We start from the raw sequence: 23,159 nt of genomic DNA, 5'->3' as shown, positions 1-23,159 counted from the left end.
TGAGTCCATATAAATATAGAACTCAGGTTGCTTAGTTGCGCTTTTTTAATACTGTCTACTTGACAGGGGTCACTGCACTATAATAAGCTTCTTTTTCATTCATATCACCCATCTTTACAAATTAAAATTCTACCTACCATTCACGCTTTTTATTTATCATCATTTTTTCTTCAAACGCCTTCTCTAAATCAATTTCTAACTTGTTTGCTAAATCACATACATTCCAAATTACATCAAACATTTCTAAACCGATTTCTCTTTTTGCATTTTGTATTTTATTACGCTTTAATATAACTTCCGCTAATTCACCTAATTCCGCCATTGCATACATCGTACGCTCTTCAATTGTCGTATCTTGAAATCCTTTTTCTTCACTGAAATTTGATACATATCTCTGGAATTCCACAATATTCATACTTAATCTCCCTTCATCACAAATACTCCGTTTTTCTATTACACTTAAAATCAAAAATGTATTTTGTTAAATTATAACATTCATATTATAATTTATTTATAACTCTTTAACGGAGGTGTTTTCAATGACTCTCTTCGCTTCCCCATCATTATTCATACTTGCAATCATTTCATTTGCACTAGCCTATTTCATCGGAGTAAAACAATACACTTGGCTCTTATCAGGATTCAATGAACGCCGTGTACCAAATAAAGTAAAGTTATCAAAAATAGTTGGTCTTTATAATTTAACTGCCGGTGTTATCGCCACAATTGGTAGTGTCTTCCTTACTCCTAATGCAAAAATCGTATTTCCTATCATTATAATTGGGCACGTTATAATCGCTGCTTATGTAAATACACGCATGGTGCAATGAAAAAAGACCACCCAATCGGATGATCTTTTTTATAATTTATCAACATATTGCTTCGCTTCTAATAAGGAAAACCCGAAAGCCTCTCTTACTCTCTTAACTGCTGTAACTGTTTTTCCTTCTTCCATAAGCTGGCGCAACTCTTTATTAATTTCAGGTTCTCTATCTATAATTCCCATTTCTTTCGTAATTAGCTGTAATCTATCTTCCATCCGCTTTAAACGGGCATCTGTTTTCTTTTCGATTTTATTTAATTTTTCAACGATATAAATAAATCCAAAGACCGCTATCGGTATGATCATCCAAAATTCCATGACTATCCCTCCTATTAGCTTTCATTTGTTTTATTTCACTAACTTATGTAAATTTTACCATAAAACACATTTAATGTATAACAGTAATGTGCAACATTGTTGATACAACCTTTTATTTTAGGTGGACACTTTATGAAAAGATTTTTAAATACGCTACTACAATTTGTAGTTCTTTCAATTGCACTACATTTATTATTTGATATCGTTGGCTGGCTTGTTTTCAATGCGCCATTTAAAAATAAACAAATCATTATTTCCTACTAACAACCTCATGGCTTATGTACATGTACCGAGACAAATTTTTTAAAACATTCACTTCGAATTAACTAAAAGAACTTCATCGATAAAAGATGAAGTTTTTTCTTTTTCTCTCATTCTCTCTATTAACTACTGTATAATAGAACTAACATTCTGTCTTTTCGAAGAAAGGAGTCACTATGAACTTAAAAAGTAACACTATATACGAGAAAATGAACCAATATTCCGTTGCAGGTTTAAGCCTTGCCGTTATACGTGAAGGCAAACTAGACGAAGCGATTGCTTTTGGAACACTTGAATCTGGAACAACTAAAACTATCACTACGAATTCCATATTCAATTCTTGTTCTATTAGTAAATTCTTCACTACAATGCTCGTACTAACGTTATCAGATCAAAAGATCGTGCATTTAGATAAAGACGTAAATGATAGACTCACATCTTGGAACATACCTACCAATCTATTTACCTCACAGAAAAAAGTCACATTGCGAAATTTATTAAGCCACCAATCTGGAATCATTGATCCTCCTAATAGTTTTGAGCATTATACACTTGCACAAGGGCGACCAAATATGTCTGAAATCCTTGCCGGTAAAACATCATATTGTCCAGTACCGATAGAAATAACTTATAAACCAGAAAGCGAATTTCACTACTCTGATGCAAACTTTTGTATTATTGAACTACTACTTGAAGATATAACTGGAAAACCATTCAATCTTTTACTTGAAGAATATATCTTTCAGCCACTACAACTGAAAAATAGCATGCTATTCTCTACTAAAGATATAAATAAAATGGAGGCCTTTGCTTGTGGGCATAATAAAGATGGCACCGTTACAAATGAGAAATATCCATTTTATCCATTCGCAGCTGCTTCAGGTATTTGGACAACACCAACAGACTTATCAACTTTAGTAATTGAAATCATTCATTCTTTACAAGGAAAGGACAAACTAAAACTTTCTCAAAAATTAGTACAAGATATGATTTCTCCTCAAGGTTGCTCAAAATGGACTGGGTTAGGTGTGTTTCTAGATGATTCGAATAAAGACTTACAAATATATTCACTTGGATGGGGCGTTGGATTTCAATGTATGATGATATGCTATCCATACCGAGGTAATGGTGCTGTTATAATGACGAACGCTGACTTAGGCGTTCATCAAATGGAAGGGATTATTGGTGACGTGTTAAAAACGTTATCCTTATAACGAAAAGAAAGAAGCTGTTCCTTCTAGCTTCTTTCTTTATATAACATTTTTCGCAACAATTTTTATATGTTCTGGTGCGATAATCTCCGTTATACTTTCTTGAAAATCTTCCTGCAACATTTCTTCAATATGTTCTAGCTGCACTTCAACATGTGTGCATTCTAAATTATGTATATTTAAAAGTGCATAATGATCTTTTTTCTTAACTACTAAATATTGATTTTCCTCTGTTACAAGTATAGAACCTAACCGTACTCCTAATAGGCGTTGATCATCAAACTTCACAACAATTTCCCCCTTCATCACTATGTAATAAAATAACATTTTATGTAATCTATTCTTCATAAACTATATCACAATTTATTAAAATATAAATATCATATCTCTTTTACTAAAAGCCCTATTCTTTTATATATTTCGATACAAAAAACTTTCTCAACATAAAATTAGAATTTTCAGTTTTTATTCTTATGAAAATCTATTATAATAAAGTTAATAAATGTTTGACCTCTCCTAATTCATGTACATATGGATGATCAGTAGTTGTTGCTACTGATCTATTTTTTTGATTTCAGAAAGTAAATACGCTGCATCCTTTCCTACACCACAAATAAGTGCAGATCCCCTTTGAGATTGCCACGGCAAACCGATATAATATAATCCTTTTACTGGACTTATCCCTCTTACATGATTAGGAAATCCATTCTCATTTACTGCCTTTTCTATTTCAATCCATTTATAGTTCTGAATAAAACCAGTTGACCATATAATGCTTTCTGCACTATACGTGCCACCATTTTGAAACATAATATTATTTTCTGATGCACTAACCACTTTTTTCTCTAGTTTAATTACTCCATTACGAATAAGTTCCTTGCCTTCAAAACCAAAAATAGGATCCTTTCTCTTCTGAAACCATTTTCCCCTCTTAGTATTTACTTCGGCGTACAATAAACCCAATTTTTCTAGCCAATTAAAAATGCTTTTTCTAAAAAGATGTAACGGTAAAAATGTTAAAGGATGACCGATAGACATTGTAACTTCATGAGTTTTTGCAAGTTCTACTGCGATTTGCATTCCTGAATTCCCGCCACCTACTACTAGTACTTTTCCTTTAGGAATTTTTGATGGTGATTTATATTGTGATGAATGTATTTGAAAGATATGTGATGAAAGATGTTGTGAAAATGAGGGGATGTACGGTTGCTGAAAACCACCTGTTGCGATAACAACCTTTTTTGCTTGTAAAATTTCTGTAGGAATATGTAATTCGAATATCTCTTTTTCTTTCTTTATTTTTAAAACTTCGGTTTGCAATTGGATCGGTAATGTAAAGTACCTTGCATATTCTTCTAAATACGTTGCCATTTCATCTTTACATGGAAATCCCTTTCCTTCTCCTTTTACTATCATACCTGGTAAACTACTATATTCCCTCGGTGTGAAGAGCTGTAAAGAATCATATCTGTTTCTCCATGAATCCCCAATTCGGTTTCCTGCCTCAAGTAATAAAAAATTATATCCTTCTTGCTTCAAGTAATATCCCATTGTTAATCCAGCTTGACCAGCTCCGACGATAATTGCATCTAACATCCTTTTCCTCCTTCTCATTTCACATGAATATATGCTCATTTGTTCATATTTTTTATCATACGATTTATTTTTCAATAATTCAATCTGTTTAACAAAATGAAAAAGAGCAGTTCACTGCTTTATGAGCTACTCTTCATTACATTTATTTAATACGCAATTACACTGCACTCTCTCTAAAAAATTTATATATTAATCCCTTCCGGCTCTATCATCTCTCCTCATAAAATACGATTCTATTTGAAAACGGATCAATTACAGTTAATTCGATTGTATCCCAAGGTGTTTTTTCTATATTTGGCTTCGAATAAGCATATTCTTTACTTAATAATATAGAATGATAATCCTTTACATTATCTATTTTGACCCGAATCGCACCGCCTGGCGAAGCATCCCCATGATGTTCTGATAAATGTATTACAGCATCATGTAACGAAATTTGTATATATAATGGCATATGTTCCTCATACCGATGTTCCCAATCCATTTTAAACCCTAAAAAATCTATGTAAAATAGCTTTGCTTTTTCAACATCAAAAATTCTAAATATAGGTGTAATCATTTATTATCTCCTCCTATTTATAAACATCTGCCGCCAATTCCCTCAAAACTTCAACATTCACTACTTCAAAGCAACCATTGTTCTTTTTTATAATCTCTTTATCACAAAAAACATTTAATGTACGTAATAGGTGTCGATAACTCGTTCCTAACAATTCAGCTGTCTCTGTTAAATTCCCACTAAATACAATTCGATTTCCGTGCTGCACCGCTCGTTCCCCTGCTGCTAACATGTAACTCGCAAGTCTATTTTCAAGTGGATATAGTAAATTAATTGTACTATTTTTTGAAAGTCGATTTAACTTATGTGCTAACGATCCACAAATACATCGTAAAAATTTCGCATCATGAAATAGTTGATTTCTCACTTTTCCTAAAGGTAAACCAACACAATATGAATCTGCCATTACTTGTACGTTTGAAGCAGTCTTTTGAGAATGAATTAACTCCACATCTCCTAACAGCTGCAAACTATCATAAAAGCATAATAATACAGATTTCCCGTTACTTAATGTATTAAACGCTTTCGCTTTTCCTTCAACGAAGAAAAATAAATAATCTATCTCTTCATTTTCTCTACAAATAAACTCATTCTTTTTAAAAAATATGAGTTCCATATACGGTTTCATATCATTACTAAAAAATGAATCAATATTATTTTGTTTCATATAATTTGCTAATTTAATTGAATTACATACTTTCTTCATAGTTCCCCCGCCTTTACAACTACTCCCCATTGTAATCAAAATTTTCTCCTTCCACTATGACATATGTCATAGTAATACACAATTTCAGCATGATACAGTCATTACAAATATGAAATACAAAGGGGATATTACATTGTATAACTTTCTTTCTGTCTTTATTGGTGTGCTCATCGCCGTTATGCTGCCATTGAATGGGATTTTATCTGAGTTAATTGGCAAGTACACAGCAAGCGTTGTCATTCACCTTGTCGGTTTAATTGCAGTTATCTTCATTTTAATCATAAACAAAAATAAAATTCGTTTCGATAAAGGCATTCCACTTTTTCTATATAGCGCTGGAGCGATTGGAGTATTCACTGTTCTTTTTAATAATATAAGTTTCTCCGTCCTTGGTGCCTCTATTACGATCGCATTAAGTTTACTCGGTCAATCCATCGCTTCCATCGTTATTGATCATTTCGGCTTATTAGGAATGCAAGTTGCAAAGTTTGAAAAGAAAAAACTAATTGGATTATGTTTCATCTCTTCCGGAATTATAATCATGACAATTTATTAATGGGGGCAAGAAAATGTTATATGTTACGATCGCTACTTTAGCTGGTGTTTCTATCGTTGTTGCTAGAATTATTAACGCGAATTTAGCAGCGAAAATTGGAAATTGGGAAGGCACGTTTTTTAATTATATTACTGGATTATTTTTCTCTATGTTATTTTTAATTTTCAGTTCAGATTCAATATACATTCCTAGTCATACGTTGCAATCTATTCCTATCGCTGTTTACTTAGGCGGATTAGTAGGCGTTATCGTCATCTCGTTATCGAACTATATTACGCCTAAAATATCAGCATTTTATTTAACGTTACTCATCTTTATTGGACAATTATTTGCGGGGACTATCATTGATTTCATCTTGTCACACGAACTCTCTACGGGAAAGGTTGTTGGTGGCATTTTCGTACTAATCGGACTCACTTACAATTTACTCGTAGATCGCCCTGTTAAAACTGTGCAGAATAACCAAGTTCAACTATAATACTTTACGCTTACCTATCATATATTAATAGAAAAGCTCTTCATATGAAGTAATAGAGAGGAGAATATTCTATTAAGAAAATCATTTTACTGCTAGGTAGTGCATTGATTATTTTTGGAATCGCATGGTTTTTCAACTCTGGGAAATCTATTCAAGATTTCTATACAGCAAATAAACCAAAGAAAAAAGCTACTATCATTTCAACTCAAAGAGACCCAAATGAGCCCCTTGTCTTTTTAGGAAAGCAGGAAATAAAAGATATACATGTCGAGTCAATTAAAACAAAAAAGGATATCTTTCTCACAAAAACAGATGAATTAAAAACTTTCATTAACAGTATGGATACCGCCAAAAAAGGAAAATTAACATTAGATGAAGAAGGATCAGATTTAATAGATTGTGATATGTGGATTACTTTCGAGGATGGAACTTATAAAAAATATTTCATATGGGTAGTTGACCATCACAATAACGAAGTGATGATTGCTCAGCAAGATACTCCTGATGATGTAAACCTTACGTACTATCAATTAAATGAAGATAGTTCTAAAAAAGTTTATAACTTATTCAAAAAAATTATTTAAACGAAAAAGGTCATGAGCACGTAAGCTCATGACCTTTTTGCACTATATATATTCCGGGAACACTTTACATCCCTTTTCCTGTTCTATATCATGTCCAAAGAAAAGAATCGGCTTCTCTTTCATCACAACTTCTTTTAAACGTTTAATTGAAGATAAGGCTAATTCCGAATCAAACCCCGCAAACGGCACTTCATCTTCAAAGTTTTCTTTCGTATAAGATGCATCAATCGTTAATAATACAGGACCGGATTTTTCTGTCTCAATTAATAGCGATTGATGCCCTGGAGTATGGCCTGGTGTATGCAATAATTGAACTCCTGGTACGACTTCATAATCACCTTCAATGATTTTGTAGTTTAAATTCGGCAATATACATTCTTTCAAATATTCTTCGCTATGCTGCGCCGCCTCATATTCAGCACGCTGTACAATGATTGGTGTATTTATAAAAGCGCCATTTCCTCCTGCATGATCAAAATGCAAGTGAGAACTAATAATATAAAGAAGGTCTTCCGGCTCATAACCAACCCGTTTTAAAATATTCACGATTCTATCTTCTTCAGTCATTTTCGGTAAAACCTGCCCTTCGACAAATGTACCGTTAAAAAGACCTTCATTATTAACTGCACTTTCTGGCATACCTGTATCTACTAAAATAGGCCCCTCTTCTGTCTCCAAAAGATAACACCATACAGGTAAGTTCAATAAATTTCCCGGTGTGAGCGTACTATTAACAGAAGAATGATCTAACATACAACGACCTGCTGGGATGAAATAAAGCTTTTTTACTGACATTATGTATCCACCTTTACATTTAATTTAAGATAAAATAACACAGTAAATAATTCTGCTTTTTAGAAATAAACTCCTTCCACACTTTCATACCAGCATAAATAAAAAAGAGTGTACTTTTTTACATAATGGCATTTCACCATCTATAATAAAAGAGTAAATGACTCTTACTTTAATGGAGGGAATAGAAATGAAAGCAATCGGTTTACATGAATACTTACCTATTGAAGAAGAAAACAGTTTAATTGATATTGAAGTTGAAAGACCTGTTGCTACAGGAAGAGACATACTTGTTAAAATTAACGCTATTTCCGTTAACCCAGTTGATACTAAAGTTCGCTCTCCGAAAGATAAAAAAGAAGATGTAGCGAAAATACTTGGCTGGGATGCTAGTGGTGTAGTCGTACAAACTGGTGAAGGTTGTACGTTATTTAAAGAAGGCGACGAAGTGTTTTACGCTGGAAGCATTACGAGACAAGGTACATATAGTGAATACCATTTAGTTGATGAAAGAATTGTTGGTAAGAAACCAAAAACGTTAAGTGACGCTGAATCTGCAGCACTTCCTTTAACAGCTATTACAGCATGGGAAGGTTTATTTGAACGTTTAAGTATTGATTATAATAAAAGAGATGAGAATACATTCAAAAACATTTTAATCATTGGCGGTGCTGGTGGTGTTGGCTCGATTGCAATTCAACTTGCGAAATGGGCTGGATTAAATGTAATCACAACTGCATCCCGCAATGAAACGATACACTGGGTTGAAAAATTCGGTGCCGATTATATCATTAACCATCATCAACCTTTACAAGATCAAATATTAGAATTCGGGATAAAAGATGTAGATTATATTTTCTGCTTAAACAATACAGATCAACATTGGCAAGTAATATGTGACCTCATTAAACCACAAGGAAAAATTTGCTCTATCGTAGAAAATGAACACCCTCTTGAAATGGGTATTTTAAAAAGTAAAAGTGCTACACTCGTTTGGGAGTTTATGTTCACAAAAGCAATGTATGAAACTGGCGATATGATTACGCAGCACGAACTATTAAATAAAGTAAGCGAACTATTAGATGAAGGCATTTTAAAGACTACTTTAAATGAAACATTCACACCAATTAATGCTGAAAATGTAAAGAAAGTACATGCACTACTTGAAAGCGGAAGTACCATTGGGAAAATCGTTTTAGAGAAATTTTAATAACAAAAAGTCCGATTTCCATATGAGAAATCGGACTTTTTACTATCTTTATTTACTTGAAATCTCTTGATCATTTTGAACATCTAACGGAGGTCGTTTCCCTATTCCGAAAGCATAGAAATTAATTGTTACGATAGCTAAGAAAACAATACCTACAACTAGTGAAATGCGCGTATCATCGTTAAACCACATTCCGATTAATACCATAATTAAAAAGGCAATTGTTAAATAGTTTGTAACAGGAGCAAATGGCATTTTGAACGGATGATCTTTCATCTCTGCCCCTTTTGCTTTTCTAAAATTAATTTGACTAATTAAAATGACGAACCATGGTACCATACCAGGAAGTACACTCGCACTATATACATATACGAATAAGTTTTTCGGTGCAATATAACTTAATACAACACCAACCGCTAAACCGATAATTACGCCAACTGTACCGAATAAAGGTACACCATTTCCAGAAAGTTTCGTGAAATATTTCGGTGCTTGTCCATTTACACCTAACGTATAAAGCATACGACCCGCACTATAAATACCACTATTACAACCAGACATTGCCGCTGTAATAACAACGAAGTTAATAAGTCCAGCTGCTGCCGTAATACCAACCTTCGCAAAAGTTGCTACGAACGGACTACCAATTGTACTTAATTGATCCCATGGATACACAGTTACAATAACGAAAATAGCACCGATATAGAATATTAAAATACGCCAAATTGTACTTTGAATCGCTCTTGTAAGTGTCTTCTTCGGATTTTTCGCTTCACCAGCAGTAATACCGATTAATTCCACACCTTGGTATGCACCAACTACAAGTGATAATGCAAAGAAGAATCCTGAAAAACCACCTGTAAAGAAACCGCCATTTGACCAAAGATTAGATATTCCAATCGCTTCTCCGCCGTTACCAATTCCAAAGAAAATAAGTCCAAATCCCGCAATAATCATTAATAGAATCGTAACGATTTTAATCATCGCAAACCAAAATTCAAATTCACCAAATGACTTAACAGAAATTAAGTTAGCTGCGCCAAGAATAACCATTGCGATTACACCTGGTATCCAAGCTGGTAATTCCGGGAACCAATATTTCATATACGCTCCAACTGCAATAATCTCTGACATCCCAACAATAACCCACTGGAACCAGTTACTCCACGCTGTCATATAGCCAGCTAGCGGATGAATATACTTATGACCGAACGTCGCAAATGAACCTGTACTCGGCTCCATATACAACATTTCACCCATCGCACGCATAATGAAGAAGATAAAAATACCTGCAATTGCATAGGCAAGCATTACTGACGGACCTGTCCATTTAATCGTGCTGGCCGACCCCATAAACAAACCAACACCAATTGTTCCGCCTAAAGCGATCATTTGAATATGACGTGCTTCTAAGCCCCTTTTCAATTCCTTGTTTGCCACTTCACTTCCCCCTCTTAGATGATTCATAGCCGCATTTTAAAACAAGATGCTTTACCTAATTCCTTTCGGCCCTGAAAATGATGAAGCAAACATCATTTTAGACTAACTTTAAAGCTATCCTAAAATCGTTTTTTGCCTCTTACAAAATTCTCAAAACCTTTCATCTTCCAATATTCTATAAATCTTAAAATTACTTACCTTATATTAATTCATTTATCTGAAAAGTTCAATTATTTTTTCGGTAAATCATTATACATAAGTCTGATTAATTTTTAACTAAATTAACAATAAAATACATCTATTCAATATGATTCCGGCATGAATATTATTACAGTATAAATAACCGAGGAGATTCTATCCTCCTCGGTTATTACACTAATTATAGTTTGTACTGCAATTGTTTACACATGCAATTAACGCACCACGCAGAAATTTAATATATTAATAAAACTACAAAGTCACTGGCTTCTACATCTCTTATTTATTCCATTACCACAGCTAAAAATTTTCTATCCCATCTCCTACTTTAAGAAAAATATAACTACACTTAAAACAATCAACAATACACCGGAAAGTGGAAAACTTTTCTCTTCAGCTTTTATCTTTTCCTTAATAATATCTTTCATTTTTGTCTTTATATCCTCTGGGCATTTTCTAAATAAAATATTAGTTGTATGTAATGGTCTATTCAATATTCGAATTTTAACAGGAGAACCTGATAAATATATATTATTTTTATCCAATGTGAATTCTATGTTCGCTTCAGTTAACCCTTTTTTCACTAATATATTCACCCGGCTAGAAGGTAGATTGAATACTGTGTAATCGTTAAAAGCTAATCCTCTAATATCAAAATGTGAGTATACAAAAATAAAAGTTATAAGCAACAAACATAATATCAATATAGTTTTCGTTAATGAAAGTTGCTCTAATACGTAGGAAGATGTTGTCATATAAGCGCAAAAGAATGCCATTAAATTACAAAGAGAGTGGTTTACAATGAAAGTTTTTCGTATAACTATTATAAATCCGGAAATGATTAGTAGAATGCATACTAGATTCATTAACATATTTTCACCCTCCCAAAAACTATAACTATACAACTTTGTTATATTTTAACATTAATTACATATTCATAACTATAATTATTTTCATAAAATATAAAAGAGTCTCATTAAAAAATGAGACTCTTTTATAAATAAACTTACGGTTGTTGTAAAAGCAAACTATTTTTTCTATACTCAAGTGCCAAATCATGTACCCTTTCCATATTTTTAAAGTAGAATACATCTTCTTCATTAAGTCCTACTAATGTGTATGCAATTTTCAGTGAGTATGGTGCAATTTTTCTATTTAATTTACTCCCTACATATACTCCAGCTACTACACCTATCACTGTACCGATACCAGGTATTGCTATTGTACCTAGTGACGATCCCACAACACCTAAAATTGTATTGATGCCAAACCTTGAAAACAGAATTAAAGCTTTCACTGCTCCTAGACGTGCTTTGTCAGTAGCTTGTACTTGTTTAAAATCTCTATTCACCGAGGCTAAATCAAAGAGTAGTCTTATCCCTAAAACTATTTCTGTTGAATATGGTGCTAGTGCAAAAACTTCATCTGGTAAATCAATCCCTAAGTTTTCCCTCAATGTTTCCAATCCATCTTGTACATCTTGTGTAAATTCATAACTTGAGATATCGATTGGAATAAATTGTTCCTGTAATTCCGGTTTTGCAGCAAGAATTTTTTCTCGTATTTCTGAACTAGTAGCATAATAAACATCTGGATTAGCTTGCATAATATTAGACAAATGGTTTGCTTGCGCAGTATCCATCATTTTCACCTGAATTAACATTTCTTCCCCGTTTTCTTGGCTAATACCTTTTATATCCCATATAGGTTGGTTGGCACTCTCTGCAATAGTAAAATCATAGTCCGGATATCTTTCTGATAAATTATTTTGGACATAATATTCAAATTGCTTTCCTTTAACCCCATTTACAAAACCAGCAATAGAGCTTTCTCCCTTTTCATAAACTTCTACATACTTTTCATAAAGAGACATACCACTACTAGAAAGTTGTGGGTACTGGGAAGCATATGCATCAAACAACTCATCCGGAACATTCCTTGTTTCAAGTATTTGATAACCTATTATTGATGAATAAATGCCTGCTTGTAGTACAACATCCCTATCTTTTAACGCTTCTAACCGAGAAAACATTTTTTCTTTTGATACATTATTCGATGCTGATTTCGGTATTTTTTTTAACGACTCCAACATTTTATAGGATTCCATACGTACACCTCATAGAATAATTGCAATAATAGATAGTATCATTGCAATTAAAACACCTATATTGACAGCTAAATTCCGGTTATTATTCCCTGTAACTCCTAAATTTTTATTCACTTTTTCCAGAACTTTTTTTACTTCTCTTATCTCTTCCTCTTGATTCATCAACATACTTTTCATTTCACTAATATGTATGTCTTGTTCTTCTACTTTAGCAGTTAATTTACTTATTTGTTCCATCCGTTTAGATGATTCGCTTTTTAACTTCTCATGTAAACTACTAATCTCCTCATCATTTTCATCTATGTTTTCTTGGAACAAAGACATAGATATTAAATTTTTATCAAATTGAGCTGCCAAGTCTGTAATCATTTCATGACTTTTCACAACTCTCGGTATTAATTCTTTATTTATTTGATCTTGTTCTTCCCAAAATTTTAATTTCTCTGCTATTTTAATTTCTTTAGATACTTCACTCAAAAAACGTTCGCTCCCTCTAACATATAATAATTCTAATATATTAGTAATTATAATAAAAGAATATCCTCATCACAACTACATTATCCAAAAAATGTTAAACATAGGGATTTATTTGAATGAAAGAAATATTTTAGATGAAACAAAACAAAAATGCTCTCCAAAAAAATTTTGAGAGAGCATTTTTATCTTTATACTTAAGGGTTAATACATTTACACAAAATAATGATTTGTTCCTATTTTATTTTCAAATCATTTTTGAAGTTTGTTTACCTAAAATAAACACTTTAGTAAACACCATCATGATAACTACAATAGCCAGAAAATAAAGTGGCATCACCATCAACGAGCCCGTATGGAGTTGACTCATTCCCCAAACTGTCATCGTTACAATTACATAATAGCCTAAGCTAAACAATGCTCCTGCTGTACCAATAACATCTTGAAAATCTACTAATGCTAAACTTAAACAGTTAGGCAACGCTACTCCAATTCCTAATAGCAATATAAACATCGCTATTAAAAATCCAATCATATATATTATGTTTGGATTTGAGCCCAGTGAGGTAATAACAGATAAAAGAATAGCTCCTCCTGTCATTACGAGACAACCGATATATATAATCTTCTCTGGTTTATACGTGGCAAGCAATCGTTTCGAAACTTTCGCTCCAATAATAGAAGCGGAAGCAACAACAATTCCTAGAAGTCCATACATACTAGGCGATAACTGAAAGTATTCAATAAAGATAAACGGCGCTTCTGCATAATAGCTAAATAAAACACCATTCGCTCCTCCAATTAATAACCCATATGTTACTACTTTTGGATTTGTAATTAACCTCTTCAAGACTGAAAACACATTTATTTTATTCGTTACTGAGTCCGTTTTTGTTTCCGGAAGAGAAACAAACGTATACAGAAAAATTCCGACACTCATAACTACTAAACTTAAAAATACGATTTTAAATCCAAACATTTGATCTAGAAAGCCACCAATTAACGGTCCTATCGCTGGTGTAAAAGCAATGACTGCCGAAATTTGAGCAAACATAACATGCCTCTTATGCCCTTCTACACTTTCACGAAGAATCGTTTGTGTAACAACAGAGCCAGCACTTGCTCCAAACGCTTGAATAAAACGACTTAGCAATAAAACTTCAATGGAATTTGCAATAAAGCATAAGAAACTACCTACACCATATATTACAATTCCAAATAACATTGCCGGGCGACGGCCAACTATATCCGATAACCATCCAATAAAAAATACACCTAAAGCAAATCCAGCGAAATACACACTAAGAGTTAACTGTACCTCATTATTACTTACATGTAGCGCCTTTGAAATGTCAGGTAAAGACGGTGTGTAAATCGTTTCACTAATTTGCGGAAATGCCACAAGAATAATCATTAACAAAAGTGATGGTACTGAGACTTTTTTCATTTTTCATACCCTCCTATAACTTTGAAAATCTCAGAAATAAAAAGACTTTCCTAAGCTACGGAACAGGAGGGGCCATTATAGAAATTCGATCATAAAACAACAAAGAAAACACCTCAATTACGTATGTTAATACTTATAGGAGGGTAATATTAACATTGATTTTAATATATACTTTTTCAATTATATTACATATTGCGTTTCTTTTTCTAGTGTTGGGCCTTAGAGTATTTGTTAAAAAGATAACTTGATGCTGCCACCTTTTTATGGAATAATTAGGAATAGTTTGAATTGATAGTTCTAATTATTAAACCACAGACTAGCATATTTTAATGTCGTAAAGCTTACAAACAGGAGGCCTTTCGTAATGATTGAAATTTTAAAGACAGTAATAAATTTCCTGATTGCTCTATTCTCAGGAGAATTACCAATTGTCTATTATGTGTGGATTATCGCTCTTTTTATCATGCAAATAATCCAGGCTACACTAAGCTATAAGCTCTTTAAAAAGAAAGTCAATTTTAGCACTTATATGTCAACAGAGTTACTCGCTTTTATCATTCTATTATTTGGTGGTATGTTAATATCTAAGTTACTTGCCTACATAATAGACGATCCTACTATTAGTATGACAAATGTAACACATTATTTTATTTCCCTTATCATACTAACTATATTTGTCTCTATTGGCTTTATTAAAGACTTTTTACAATCATCTATTAGTAATAAAAATGTAGCTCTTTTTACCATTTTAGTAGTGTCCTTACTAGCTAGTATACTTTCATTCAAGTTTTTATCACCTTTCATTGCAGGTTCTTTTTCTCTTTCTAAATCTTTTATAACCACTTTAATTATTATAGTACTCGGATTCATTGCTGTATTAATTTCTTTAGAGGAAAAGTATGCAGATGAAGAGTAATTCTTGCATTTATAGTTTGAAATTGAGTGTCTATTCTTTTTTAGCCTTGTAACTAAAAAAATAACAGTCATTGAATCGAAAATTAAGCAGAAATGAGGAAATACAATTGAGCATTGAACAACAATTATATGATGCAGTGAAAAATTTAATTGGCCAAAGATATCCGCATAATTGGGGCGGAGCTGCAGCAATCCGTGTAGAAGATGGATCCATTTATACAAGCGTGGGCCCTGACGTAATAAACGCTTCAACAGAACTTTGTATGGAAACAGGTGCAATTTTAGAAGCTCATAAATTTCATAAGAAAGTTACACATTCGATTTGTCTTGCAAGAGAAAATGAGCATTCTGAATTAAAAGTATTATCACCTTGTGGTGTATGCCAAGAACGTTTATTTTATTGGGGACCAGAAGTACTATGCGCCATTACAAATTCGAAACAAGATATCATTTTCAAACCGTTAAAAGAGTTGCAGCCATACCATTGGAGCGAAGCATATCATGATGAATTTACAAAAGAATGGAGTACACGGTAAAGTGGAGGTTACTCTCAAATAGCGGAGAATAAAGATTATTCACTAAAAAAGCACCGTCACAAATGACGGTGCTTTTTCTATGTAAGAGCTACTAGAAGTTTCCTTCTAGCCTACTCCCATTTATAAGTCCAAAATTGTTCAAGTTGCAGCCATTTTAAAGTTGCTGCATCTTTATTTTTGATTTTTGCATGTGTTTCTTCTAACATCGCTTCTGTTTGTGAACGATGCGCACCTAGTGCAGCTAATTTATGCTCGAATACTTCACTAATATTATTTACAACATCCGGCTCACCTAATACAGCTTCACGATTTCTCGTAATCGCAACTGCATGAATGACTGGACGTTCTTCTTTTTGCATACGTGATACAGCACGAACGACTGCGCGGCCAAATGCATCATGATCTGGATGTACACCGTGCTCTGGATAAAATGTAATAATTCGAGATGGATTTACTTCTTGAATGATTGCTTCAATTTTATCTGCAACGAAATCAACATCTTCAAATTCTAACGTTTTATCATGGAAACCAAGCATTCTTAAATCTTGAATTCCCATCGCTTCACATGCATCTTTTAATTCTTTTTCACGGATATTTGGAATCGTTTCACGGTTAGCGAATACGTTTTTCCCCATGTTACGTCCCATTTGTCCTAAAGTACCACACGCATATGTTACAGGTACTCCTTGATCTGTTAATAAGCGAATTGTTCCTCCCGCCGCAAATGCTTCATCATCTGGATGCGGAAATACAACAAGTACATGTCTCTCCATAAGTTTCCCTCCTTCTTACTTAAATGGTGTTAAGCTTAACTCAAGTGCAACTGCTAAGCGACCTTGATTATCATGCCCTGCAAGTAATAAACGCTCTTTATCGTCTACTTCCCAGTGCGTAATACCTTCTGCATATACCCAACCATGATCCATTTTCAAACCAACTCGGTATGGATTCGTTCCAGTAATCTTCCCGCGCTCAAAGCGAATAATTGCATTTCGAATGAATGCTCCAACTGTCATCATCTTTTCGTTAAAGTGTGACGCATACGCTCCGTTCGTTGTTTCTAAATGAATATATACATCTTTATTTACAAAACGTTCAATTTCATTTTGAATAAGAGAACTATCTTTTACTATTTCCATCGGAATTCACCTCTTTAAACCATTTTACGCAAAAATAATGTAAATTGCTATCTCTATATTAGAGGACAATGCTCACTTTTCCTAATAATTTGCACTGTGTTTTTTATATTTTTTATATGATATGTAAAAATCATATTTTTTCCTTCACTTTGTTAAATAGTTTTCTTTCTTTTTTGAATTTGCTACAATATATTTTATCCCGTATTAATATAGCGAGATACATTTCGACAATTGAATACATACTTTAAAGAAGGTGACATGATTGGAACAATCAGCACATGAAGTAGCAAATTGGCAATATTATTTTGCAATTGCCGTATTTTTAATCACGTACGGATTTATTATTTCTGAGAAATTGAATCGTGCTGTAATCGCACTATTCGGCGCTGCTATTATGATTATTTTTGGAGTTGTAGATTTACATACCGCTTTCACATCACATATTCAATGGGAAACGATCACCCTTTTAATTGGGATGATGATTCTCGTACATATTACGAGTCAATCAGGCGTATTTGAATTTGTGGCCATTAAAGCAGCAAAAGCAGCTGGCGGAAAACCAATCCGCATTTTATTATTACTATCCTTATTAACTGCTGTCGGTTCTGCCTTTTTGGACAACGTAACGACCGTTTTACTAATCGTACCTGTTACACTATCCATTACACGTATTTTAAAAGTAAACCCTGTTCCTTATTTGATTTCAGAAGTGCTATTTTCAAATATAGGCGGAACAGCAACATTAATCGGTGACCCACCGAACATTATGATTGGGTCAGCAAATAAGCATTTAGACTTTAATGCCTTTTTACTAAACTTAGCTCCAATCGTAATTATTATTTCTATCGTTACACTTGGCATTATTTACTTTATGTATCGTAACAAACTAAAAACAACAACTGAGCAAATTAAAATATTAATGGCATTGAACGAAAAAGATTATATTAAAGATCAAAGCCTCCTTTTAAAATCCATTTCAATTTTAGGACTAACTATTTTAGGCTTTGTACTTCATTCGATTATTCATGTAGACGCTGCGGTTATCGCGATGACAGGCGCTACACTTCTTATGCTAATTGGCGTAAAAGAACATGATATTGAAGATGTATTTGCCCACGTTGAATGGGTAACCATTTTCTTCTTCGCTGGACTATTTGTTCTCGTTGGCGGTTTAATTGATATCGGACTTATTTCTTCACTCGCAAAAGAAGTGCTCGACGTAACGAACGGTGATATCGGTTTCGCTGCGATACTTATCTTATGGGTATCAGGCATTGCATCTGCAACAATTGACAATATCCCCTTTGTCGCAACGATGATCCCACTTATTCAAGACTTAGCTACAGGACTCGGATTATCTGTTGATTCTCCGCAAATCGAAGTACTATGGTGGGCGTTATCACTTGGGGCTTGCTTAGGAGGAAACGGAACATTAATCGGAGCATCCGCAAACGTAGTCGTTGCTGGTATTGCAAAACGTGAAGGACATGCTTTCTCTTATATGGACTTCTTAAAAATTGGTTTACCGTTAACTATTATTGCATTATTACTATCACATGTTTATATATATTTACGTTATTTAATGTAATAGTTGTAGTGCGTGAAATTATATCGACGATTCGACAGAGAATATCGACTTACCGACAAATAACGAAAATGAAAAAGGTATGCAGCTAAATTGCATACCTTTTTTTCGTTCACCAAAATATACCGATAATTGCTAATCCACCTAAAATCATACCGCCAATTTGTCCAACGATTGCTGGCGATAATTGAACACCTTTTCTCACTTCAACAACTGGTCTTTCGTGCCTTAGTTGCTGCACTTCACTTTGAAGTTGATGTACACTTCCGTGTAATTCTTTAATTAGTTCCTTTAATTCAGCGACTTCTTCATTTACTGGTTTTGCTTTTTCTAAATTCATTTTGCATAACTCCTTATAAAATCAATCAGTGCACTGTAAAATTTCGCCAATTACTGGTATATCTCCTGCATACTACATATATAATATGGAATGTATTTTTAATCTTGCAGCTCTATCCATTCCTCCCGCAATATCCCCATAATGATACGATCAAAACATTTCCCATCTCTTTGCACCGCTTCTCTCATACAGCCTTCCATCTGAAAACCCATCTTTTTATATAACTTAATAGCAGCTTTGTTATAAGAAATAACATCAAGACCGACGCGGTGTAAATTCAATTCATAAAATGCATAATTTAATATAAGATTGATTGCTTCTCTTCCATATCCCTTCCCTCTATCATTTTCCTCTCCTATACCAATGGCTAATAAACCCATTCTGTTATTCCACTCTATGCCATGAATCGCCACAAAACCAATTAAGCGATCATCTTGAACTGTCCTTACCATGAAAGAAACACTATTCGATCTTCGTCCTTTTAATAGCCCATTACTTGCTATTTCTTGTATCGATTGCAGGAATGCTACATCTGTATCTACATTTCTTAAATACTCACTATCTTCTTGCCACATAGCCATTACTTCAGCATCCGCTTCTCTAATAGCTGATAATTTAATCGTTTTATTTTGAAAAAGATTCATTGTCATTTCAAACTCCCCCTTTATTAAATAACGGGGATACTTATTTCAGCCTATTTATCCCCTCGTTCTATAAACTGCTTTATACACGAGATACTTACAATAAGCGCTGACATTGGCACATCTCCTCTACATTAAATTACATTCATTGTATAATTTTTCATTTATTCTAACAATAAAAAAGACCCCCAAATTTAGAGGATCTTCCTAACAACGAATCGATATTATTTCGTAAACATTTTCTCCGCTTCATTCATTGCCATTTTGTTACCTAAAGCAGAATAGTCAAGCCATGGTTGGTCATTAATAATGTATACGTGCTTACCTTTAACTGCTTTTAAGTCTTTCCAAATTGGTGTTTCTTGAAGTTGTTTAAATGCAGTTTTTGCCTTATCGTCTCTATTTACAACAACGAAAATAGCATCTGCATCAAAGTCAGGTAATACTTCTTGTGAAATGACCTCGAAAGGACGGTTTCCATCAATTTTCTCTACACCGTTTGCAGGTTGCAATCCTAAGTCTTGGAATAAAATTGGCCCCATCGGTCTTTTCGTACTAAATACACGTAATTCTTTTGCAGTAACACGAATTGCCATTACTTTTTCGTTATTACCTAGGTCTTTATCTATTAAATTTTTTACTCGTTTTGATTGCTCTTCGTAATCTTGAATATATGTATCCGCTTCTTTCTCACGGTTTACAAGTTTACCAACTTGTTTTAAATGATCTCTCCACGTACCTTCATCTAAATTGAAAGTATGCGTTTTTGCAATTTTTTCGTATTTCGCTACATCTTTGCCAGCGTATTTTTCATCAACATAAATTTCAGATGGCTTTAATTGAAGTAATGCTTCCATATTTGGATCAGTTACAACACCAAGTTTCTTCGTATCTTTCAGTTGTTCTTTTGCATGCGGTAAGAAATCTTTTAAATCTCCACCAATTACAGAACCTACTGGTGTAATTCCTAATGCAAGTAAATCATTTGTTAAGTGAATAGACATTGAAGCAATTTTTGGGTCATTACTTTTTTCCGTTTTTTTCGTTGCCTCTTCATTAGCTTTCGTTTGACCACATGCTGCTAATACTAAAATACACATCATGCTAAATAAAATAGTAAGTTTCTTTTTCATATGTTCTCCTCTTTGAAGTATTTATTTTGTTTTTGTAAGTAAATAAAGAAAATACGGTGCTCCTAAAGCTGCCACTACTACACCAGCTGGAATAGAGTTTGGCTCGAATATAGAACGACCTATCGTATCTGCTAGCACTAAAATAATCATCCCGATAATGCCAGCAAGCGGAAGGAAGTGTTGATAGGTAGTACCTACTAACTTTCTTGCAATATGCGGAGCAACTAAACCGATAAAACCAATCCCTCCAGCCATCGATACACTTGCGCAAGATAATCCAACCGCTGTAGCTAAAAATAATAACCGTTCTTTTTGAACAGAAACACCAAGTCCTGCTGCCACACTATCACCTAGTGACAATGCATTTAACGTTTTAGATTTTAGCCATGCATATGGAGTTAGTATGAAAATCCAAGGTAATAATGCAAGGACATGAATCCAATCCCTTCCCCACACATTACCAACTAACCATCTAGAAGCGAATGTATACGTTTCATCATTTAACTTAAGAGAGAAAAATAACGAAATCGCACTAAATCCAGCTGAAACAGCAATACCAACGAGAATAAGTCTAATAGGAAGTAAACCTTTTGACCGATCACTCGCAAGTATAATAATTAAAAATGCAGCTAGCACTCCCCCGCCAAATGTAAATAACGGTATTAAAATCGATGCATTCTCATTAATAGAATGAAAGAAAGTAACAAATATAATTAGCCCGAAAGATGCACCTGAATGTAATCCGAGGATACCAGGATCGGCCAGCGCATTGCGAGATAACCCTTGCAAAATCGCACCAGAAATCCCAAGACCAATACCTGCTAACATTGTGATTATAATTCTTGGCATACGATAATCGTATAGCACTGTTGCGCTCTCAAAATCACCATAACCGAAAAGCGTTTGAATTACTTTGAGCGGCGCTATGCTCAATGTCCCTGTATTTAAACTAATTAAAATTACAGCGATACTAATACAACCGAAAATTGTAGTTACAGTAATAGCTCTCTTTTTATCCGTGTTTAAAATCTTCTTCACTTACAACTCCCTCCCAACTTTACGTGCTATATAGAGGAAGAACGGAACTCCAACAAGAGCTACCATAATTCCTATCGCAAGTTCTTTAGGAGGGTTTACTGTTCTTGCCCCTAAGTCAGCTAAAACTAGTAACATAGCTCCTAATAAAGCTGACATAGGAATAATGAGTCGATAATTCACACCAACTAATTTTCTAGCAATATGTGGGATAACTAGTCCTACAAATCCGATAGAACCAACAGCTGAAACAGATACACCTGCAAGAATGACTACTATAATCATCCCTAGTATTCTCGTTCGGTTCGTTTTTACTCCTAAATTTGTAGCAACATCATCCCCGATTGATATGAGTGAAATCGATCGTCCTAACACTGTCGCAAAAACAATCGTTATAAGAATAATAGGAACTAAAAATTTCAAGTGTTCCCACTTAACACCTGCAACACCACCAGCGTACCAAAACGCTAAATCTTGACTTAAATCATAATAAATCGCGACACCTGAACTTAACGAATGCAATAGCGCAGCCATAACTGCTCCAGCAATCGTTAACCTCATCGGTGTTAATCCGCCTGATGTTGCCGATCCGATAATAAAAATGAGTACTGTACTTAAGACAGCTCCAATAAAGGAAATAATCATCAAATAGGAATATGGAATATGCGGAAAAAAGGCAAAACTAAGTGCTACTACAAACATCGCACCTGCATTTATGCCAAGCACACCTGCATCCGCTAAAGGATTTCTTGTTACCCCTTGCATTACAGCCCCAGCCACTGCAAATGCGGCTCCTACAACTGCCGCGCCAATTACCCTCGGGAGTCTTAATTCATAAATAATTTGGTGCTGCGTTAATTTCGGATTATAATCAAAAACCGCTGTCCATACGGTTTGCAAATGGATATCCTTTGCACCGAATGCAATAGCTAAAAATATAGAGCCTATTAAAGATAAAATTGTTAAACTCATGAAATATATGAACTTAATATGTAGCCAGCGATTATTGCCAGCATATACAGCAGGCTTATGTAACATGTTTCATTTCATCCTTTATATTCAGTTGTTTTTTATA

At 33.8% G+C, this 23,159-nt stretch carries 28 protein-coding genes and 1 pseudogene; 10 read left to right on the top strand and 19 right to left on the bottom strand.

The features are described 5' to 3' along the window. Positions 1-133: 133 nt before the first annotated feature. On the bottom strand, positions 134-415 hold the full coding sequence (locus tag FS802_RS25770) for a MazG nucleotide pyrophosphohydrolase domain-containing protein (RefSeq protein WP_001028124.1): 282 nt from the start codon (positions 413-415) through the stop codon (positions 134-136). A 124-nt stretch (positions 416-539) separates the two neighbouring features. Between FS802_RS25770 and FS802_RS25765 the strand changes: the two genes are divergently transcribed. Further along, positions 540-830 carry a DUF3784 domain-containing protein gene (locus FS802_RS25765; protein ID WP_000171763.1) on the top strand — a complete coding sequence of 97 codons (291 nt, stop codon included), beginning with the start codon at positions 540-542 and terminating at the stop codon, positions 828-830. 29 nt (positions 831-859) lie between these two features. Here FS802_RS25765 and FS802_RS25760 read toward each other — a convergent pair whose 3' ends face one another. Further along, complete coding sequence (locus FS802_RS25760) at positions 860-1,141, bottom strand: hypothetical protein (protein WP_000397708.1); 282 nt, start codon at positions 1,139-1,141, stop codon at positions 860-862. Positions 1,142-1,273: 132 nt separating this feature from the next. On the opposite strand from FS802_RS25760, the pseudogene FS802_RS25755 reads away from it, so the two are divergent. Together FS802_RS25755 and FS802_RS25750 are read left to right on the top strand one after the other, a co-directional pair. Beyond that, a pseudogene (locus tag FS802_RS25755) lies at positions 1,274-1,467 on the top strand (hypothetical protein). Between the two features lie 111 nt (positions 1,468-1,578). After that, positions 1,579-2,616 carry a serine hydrolase domain-containing protein gene (locus FS802_RS25750; RefSeq protein ID WP_098654176.1) on the top strand — a complete coding sequence of 346 codons (1,038 nt, stop codon included), beginning with the start codon at positions 1,579-1,581 and terminating at the stop codon, positions 2,614-2,616. 36 nt (positions 2,617-2,652) lie between these two features. On the opposite strand, the gene FS802_RS25745 is transcribed toward FS802_RS25750, so the two are convergent. The 4 genes from FS802_RS25745 to yeiL all read right to left on the bottom strand — a co-directional run bounded on the left by FS802_RS25745 (position 2,653) and on the right by yeiL (position 5,474). Continuing rightward, on the bottom strand, positions 2,653-2,901 hold the full coding sequence (locus FS802_RS25745) for a hypothetical protein (RefSeq protein WP_000666939.1): 249 nt from the start codon (positions 2,899-2,901) through the stop codon (positions 2,653-2,655). A gap of 264 nt (positions 2,902-3,165) precedes the next feature. Further along, on the bottom strand, positions 3,166-4,209 hold the full coding sequence (locus FS802_RS25740) for a flavin-containing monooxygenase (protein WP_098708183.1): 1,044 nt from the start codon (positions 4,207-4,209) through the stop codon (positions 3,166-3,168). Positions 4,210-4,417: 208 nt separating this feature from the next. After that, positions 4,418-4,768 carry a glyoxalase superfamily protein gene (locus tag FS802_RS25735; protein WP_000632414.1) on the bottom strand — a complete coding sequence of 117 codons (351 nt, stop codon included), beginning with the start codon at positions 4,766-4,768 and terminating at the stop codon, positions 4,418-4,420. A 13-nt stretch (positions 4,769-4,781) separates the two neighbouring features. Beyond that, on the bottom strand, positions 4,782-5,474 hold the full coding sequence (yeiL, locus tag FS802_RS25730; RefSeq protein WP_002096404.1) for a transcriptional regulator YeiL: 693 nt from the start codon (positions 5,472-5,474) through the stop codon (positions 4,782-4,784). 109 nt (positions 5,475-5,583) lie between these two features. On the opposite strand from yeiL, the gene FS802_RS25725 reads away from it, so the two are divergent. From FS802_RS25725 to FS802_RS25715, 3 genes are all read left to right on the top strand, one after another. Further along, positions 5,584-6,030, top strand: coding sequence for a DMT family transporter (locus FS802_RS25725; protein ID WP_016135053.1), 447 nt, complete (start codon positions 5,584-5,586; stop codon positions 6,028-6,030). Between the two features lie 13 nt (positions 6,031-6,043). After that, positions 6,044-6,508: a DMT family transporter gene (locus FS802_RS25720; RefSeq protein WP_098708184.1), complete on the top strand. Its 465-nt coding sequence runs from the start codon at positions 6,044-6,046 to the stop codon at positions 6,506-6,508. An 89-nt stretch (positions 6,509-6,597) separates the two neighbouring features. Continuing rightward, positions 6,598-7,092 carry a hypothetical protein gene (locus tag FS802_RS25715; protein ID WP_120450614.1) on the top strand — a complete coding sequence of 165 codons (495 nt, stop codon included), beginning with the start codon at positions 6,598-6,600 and terminating at the stop codon, positions 7,090-7,092. Between the two features lie 42 nt (positions 7,093-7,134). Here the strand turns inward: FS802_RS25715 and aiiA are convergent, their stop codons facing one another. Continuing rightward, positions 7,135-7,887: a quorum-quenching N-acyl homoserine lactonase AiiA gene (aiiA, locus tag FS802_RS25710; RefSeq protein ID WP_144525580.1), complete on the bottom strand. Its 753-nt coding sequence runs from the start codon at positions 7,885-7,887 to the stop codon at positions 7,135-7,137. A 187-nt stretch (positions 7,888-8,074) separates the two neighbouring features. Here aiiA and FS802_RS25705 point away from each other — a divergent pair, with 187 nt between their 5' ends. Continuing rightward, a complete protein-coding gene (locus tag FS802_RS25705; protein WP_098654179.1) occupies positions 8,075-9,094 on the top strand; it encodes a zinc-binding alcohol dehydrogenase family protein in 1,020 nt (339 codons plus the stop codon). Positions 9,095-9,142: 48 nt separating this feature from the next. Here FS802_RS25705 and FS802_RS25700 read toward each other — a convergent pair whose 3' ends face one another. From FS802_RS25700 to FS802_RS25680, 5 genes are all read right to left on the bottom strand, one after another. Continuing rightward, positions 9,143-10,534: an amino acid permease gene (locus tag FS802_RS25700; RefSeq protein WP_144525578.1), complete on the bottom strand. Its 1,392-nt coding sequence runs from the start codon at positions 10,532-10,534 to the stop codon at positions 9,143-9,145. A gap of 521 nt (positions 10,535-11,055) precedes the next feature. Next, complete coding sequence (locus tag FS802_RS25695; protein ID WP_144525576.1) at positions 11,056-11,604, bottom strand: hypothetical protein; 549 nt, start codon at positions 11,602-11,604, stop codon at positions 11,056-11,058. Positions 11,605-11,738: 134 nt separating this feature from the next. Continuing rightward, positions 11,739-12,839: a DUF456 domain-containing protein gene (locus FS802_RS25690; RefSeq protein WP_144525574.1), complete on the bottom strand. Its 1,101-nt coding sequence runs from the start codon at positions 12,837-12,839 to the stop codon at positions 11,739-11,741. A 9-nt stretch (positions 12,840-12,848) separates the two neighbouring features. Further along, entirely contained in the window at positions 12,849-13,316 is a 468-nt protein-coding gene (locus tag FS802_RS25685; RefSeq protein ID WP_098985901.1) for a hypothetical protein, read from the bottom strand. 244 nt (positions 13,317-13,560) lie between these two features. Continuing rightward, complete coding sequence (locus tag FS802_RS25680) at positions 13,561-14,760, bottom strand: multidrug effflux MFS transporter (RefSeq protein WP_144525572.1); 1,200 nt, start codon at positions 14,758-14,760, stop codon at positions 13,561-13,563. A 364-nt stretch (positions 14,761-15,124) separates the two neighbouring features. Between FS802_RS25680 and FS802_RS25675 the strand changes: the two genes are divergently transcribed. Next, on the top strand, positions 15,125-15,676 hold the full coding sequence (locus tag FS802_RS25675; RefSeq protein ID WP_098654181.1) for a DUF5823 family protein: 552 nt from the start codon (positions 15,125-15,127) through the stop codon (positions 15,674-15,676). Positions 15,677-15,782: 106 nt separating this feature from the next. Beyond that, entirely contained in the window at positions 15,783-16,211 is a 429-nt protein-coding gene (locus tag FS802_RS25670; RefSeq protein WP_098654182.1) for a cytidine deaminase, read from the top strand. Between the two features lie 110 nt (positions 16,212-16,321). Here FS802_RS25670 and bshB2 read toward each other — a convergent pair whose 3' ends face one another. Together bshB2 and FS802_RS25660 are read right to left on the bottom strand one after the other, a co-directional pair. Continuing rightward, entirely contained in the window at positions 16,322-16,984 is a 663-nt protein-coding gene (bshB2, locus tag FS802_RS25665; RefSeq protein WP_000439468.1) for a bacillithiol biosynthesis deacetylase BshB2, read from the bottom strand. A 15-nt stretch (positions 16,985-16,999) separates the two neighbouring features. After that, the gene (locus FS802_RS25660; protein ID WP_000407039.1) at positions 17,000-17,350 is read right to left on the bottom strand and encodes a YojF family protein; all 351 of its coding nucleotides are present in this window, start codon (positions 17,348-17,350) and stop codon (positions 17,000-17,002) included. 262 nt (positions 17,351-17,612) lie between these two features. Between FS802_RS25660 and FS802_RS25655 the strand changes: the two genes are divergently transcribed. Next, positions 17,613-18,938: an ArsB/NhaD family transporter gene (locus tag FS802_RS25655; protein WP_000437998.1), complete on the top strand. Its 1,326-nt coding sequence runs from the start codon at positions 17,613-17,615 to the stop codon at positions 18,936-18,938. Positions 18,939-19,047: 109 nt separating this feature from the next. Here the strand turns inward: FS802_RS25655 and FS802_RS25650 are convergent, their stop codons facing one another. The 5 genes from FS802_RS25650 to FS802_RS25630 all read right to left on the bottom strand — a co-directional run bounded on the left by FS802_RS25650 (position 19,048) and on the right by FS802_RS25630 (position 23,122). Next, positions 19,048-19,275, bottom strand: coding sequence for a coiled-coil domain-containing protein (locus tag FS802_RS25650; RefSeq protein ID WP_001047302.1), 228 nt, complete (start codon positions 19,273-19,275; stop codon positions 19,048-19,050). A 98-nt stretch (positions 19,276-19,373) separates the two neighbouring features. Beyond that, positions 19,374-19,925 (bottom strand): GNAT family N-acetyltransferase, encoded by a 552-nt coding sequence (locus FS802_RS25645; protein WP_144525570.1) that lies wholly within the window; start codon positions 19,923-19,925, stop codon positions 19,374-19,376. Positions 19,926-20,140: 215 nt separating this feature from the next. After that, positions 20,141-21,049: an iron-hydroxamate ABC transporter substrate-binding protein gene (locus FS802_RS25640; RefSeq protein WP_144525568.1), complete on the bottom strand. Its 909-nt coding sequence runs from the start codon at positions 21,047-21,049 to the stop codon at positions 20,141-20,143. 21 nt (positions 21,050-21,070) lie between these two features. Beyond that, positions 21,071-22,087, bottom strand: coding sequence for a FecCD family ABC transporter permease (locus tag FS802_RS25635; protein WP_144525566.1), 1,017 nt, complete (start codon positions 22,085-22,087; stop codon positions 21,071-21,073). Next, positions 22,088-23,122, bottom strand: coding sequence for a FecCD family ABC transporter permease (locus FS802_RS25630; protein WP_144525564.1), 1,035 nt, complete (start codon positions 23,120-23,122; stop codon positions 22,088-22,090). Positions 23,123-23,159 lie beyond the last annotated feature (37 nt).

Source organism: Bacillus sp. DE0042, assembly GCF_007680225.1.
In the GTDB taxonomy this organism is placed as follows: domain Bacteria; phylum Bacillota; class Bacilli; order Bacillales; family Bacillaceae_G; genus Bacillus_A; species Bacillus_A wiedmannii.
Note: the sequence above shows the minus strand (reverse complement) of the source record. Positions and strands in the feature narration are given on the sequence as shown.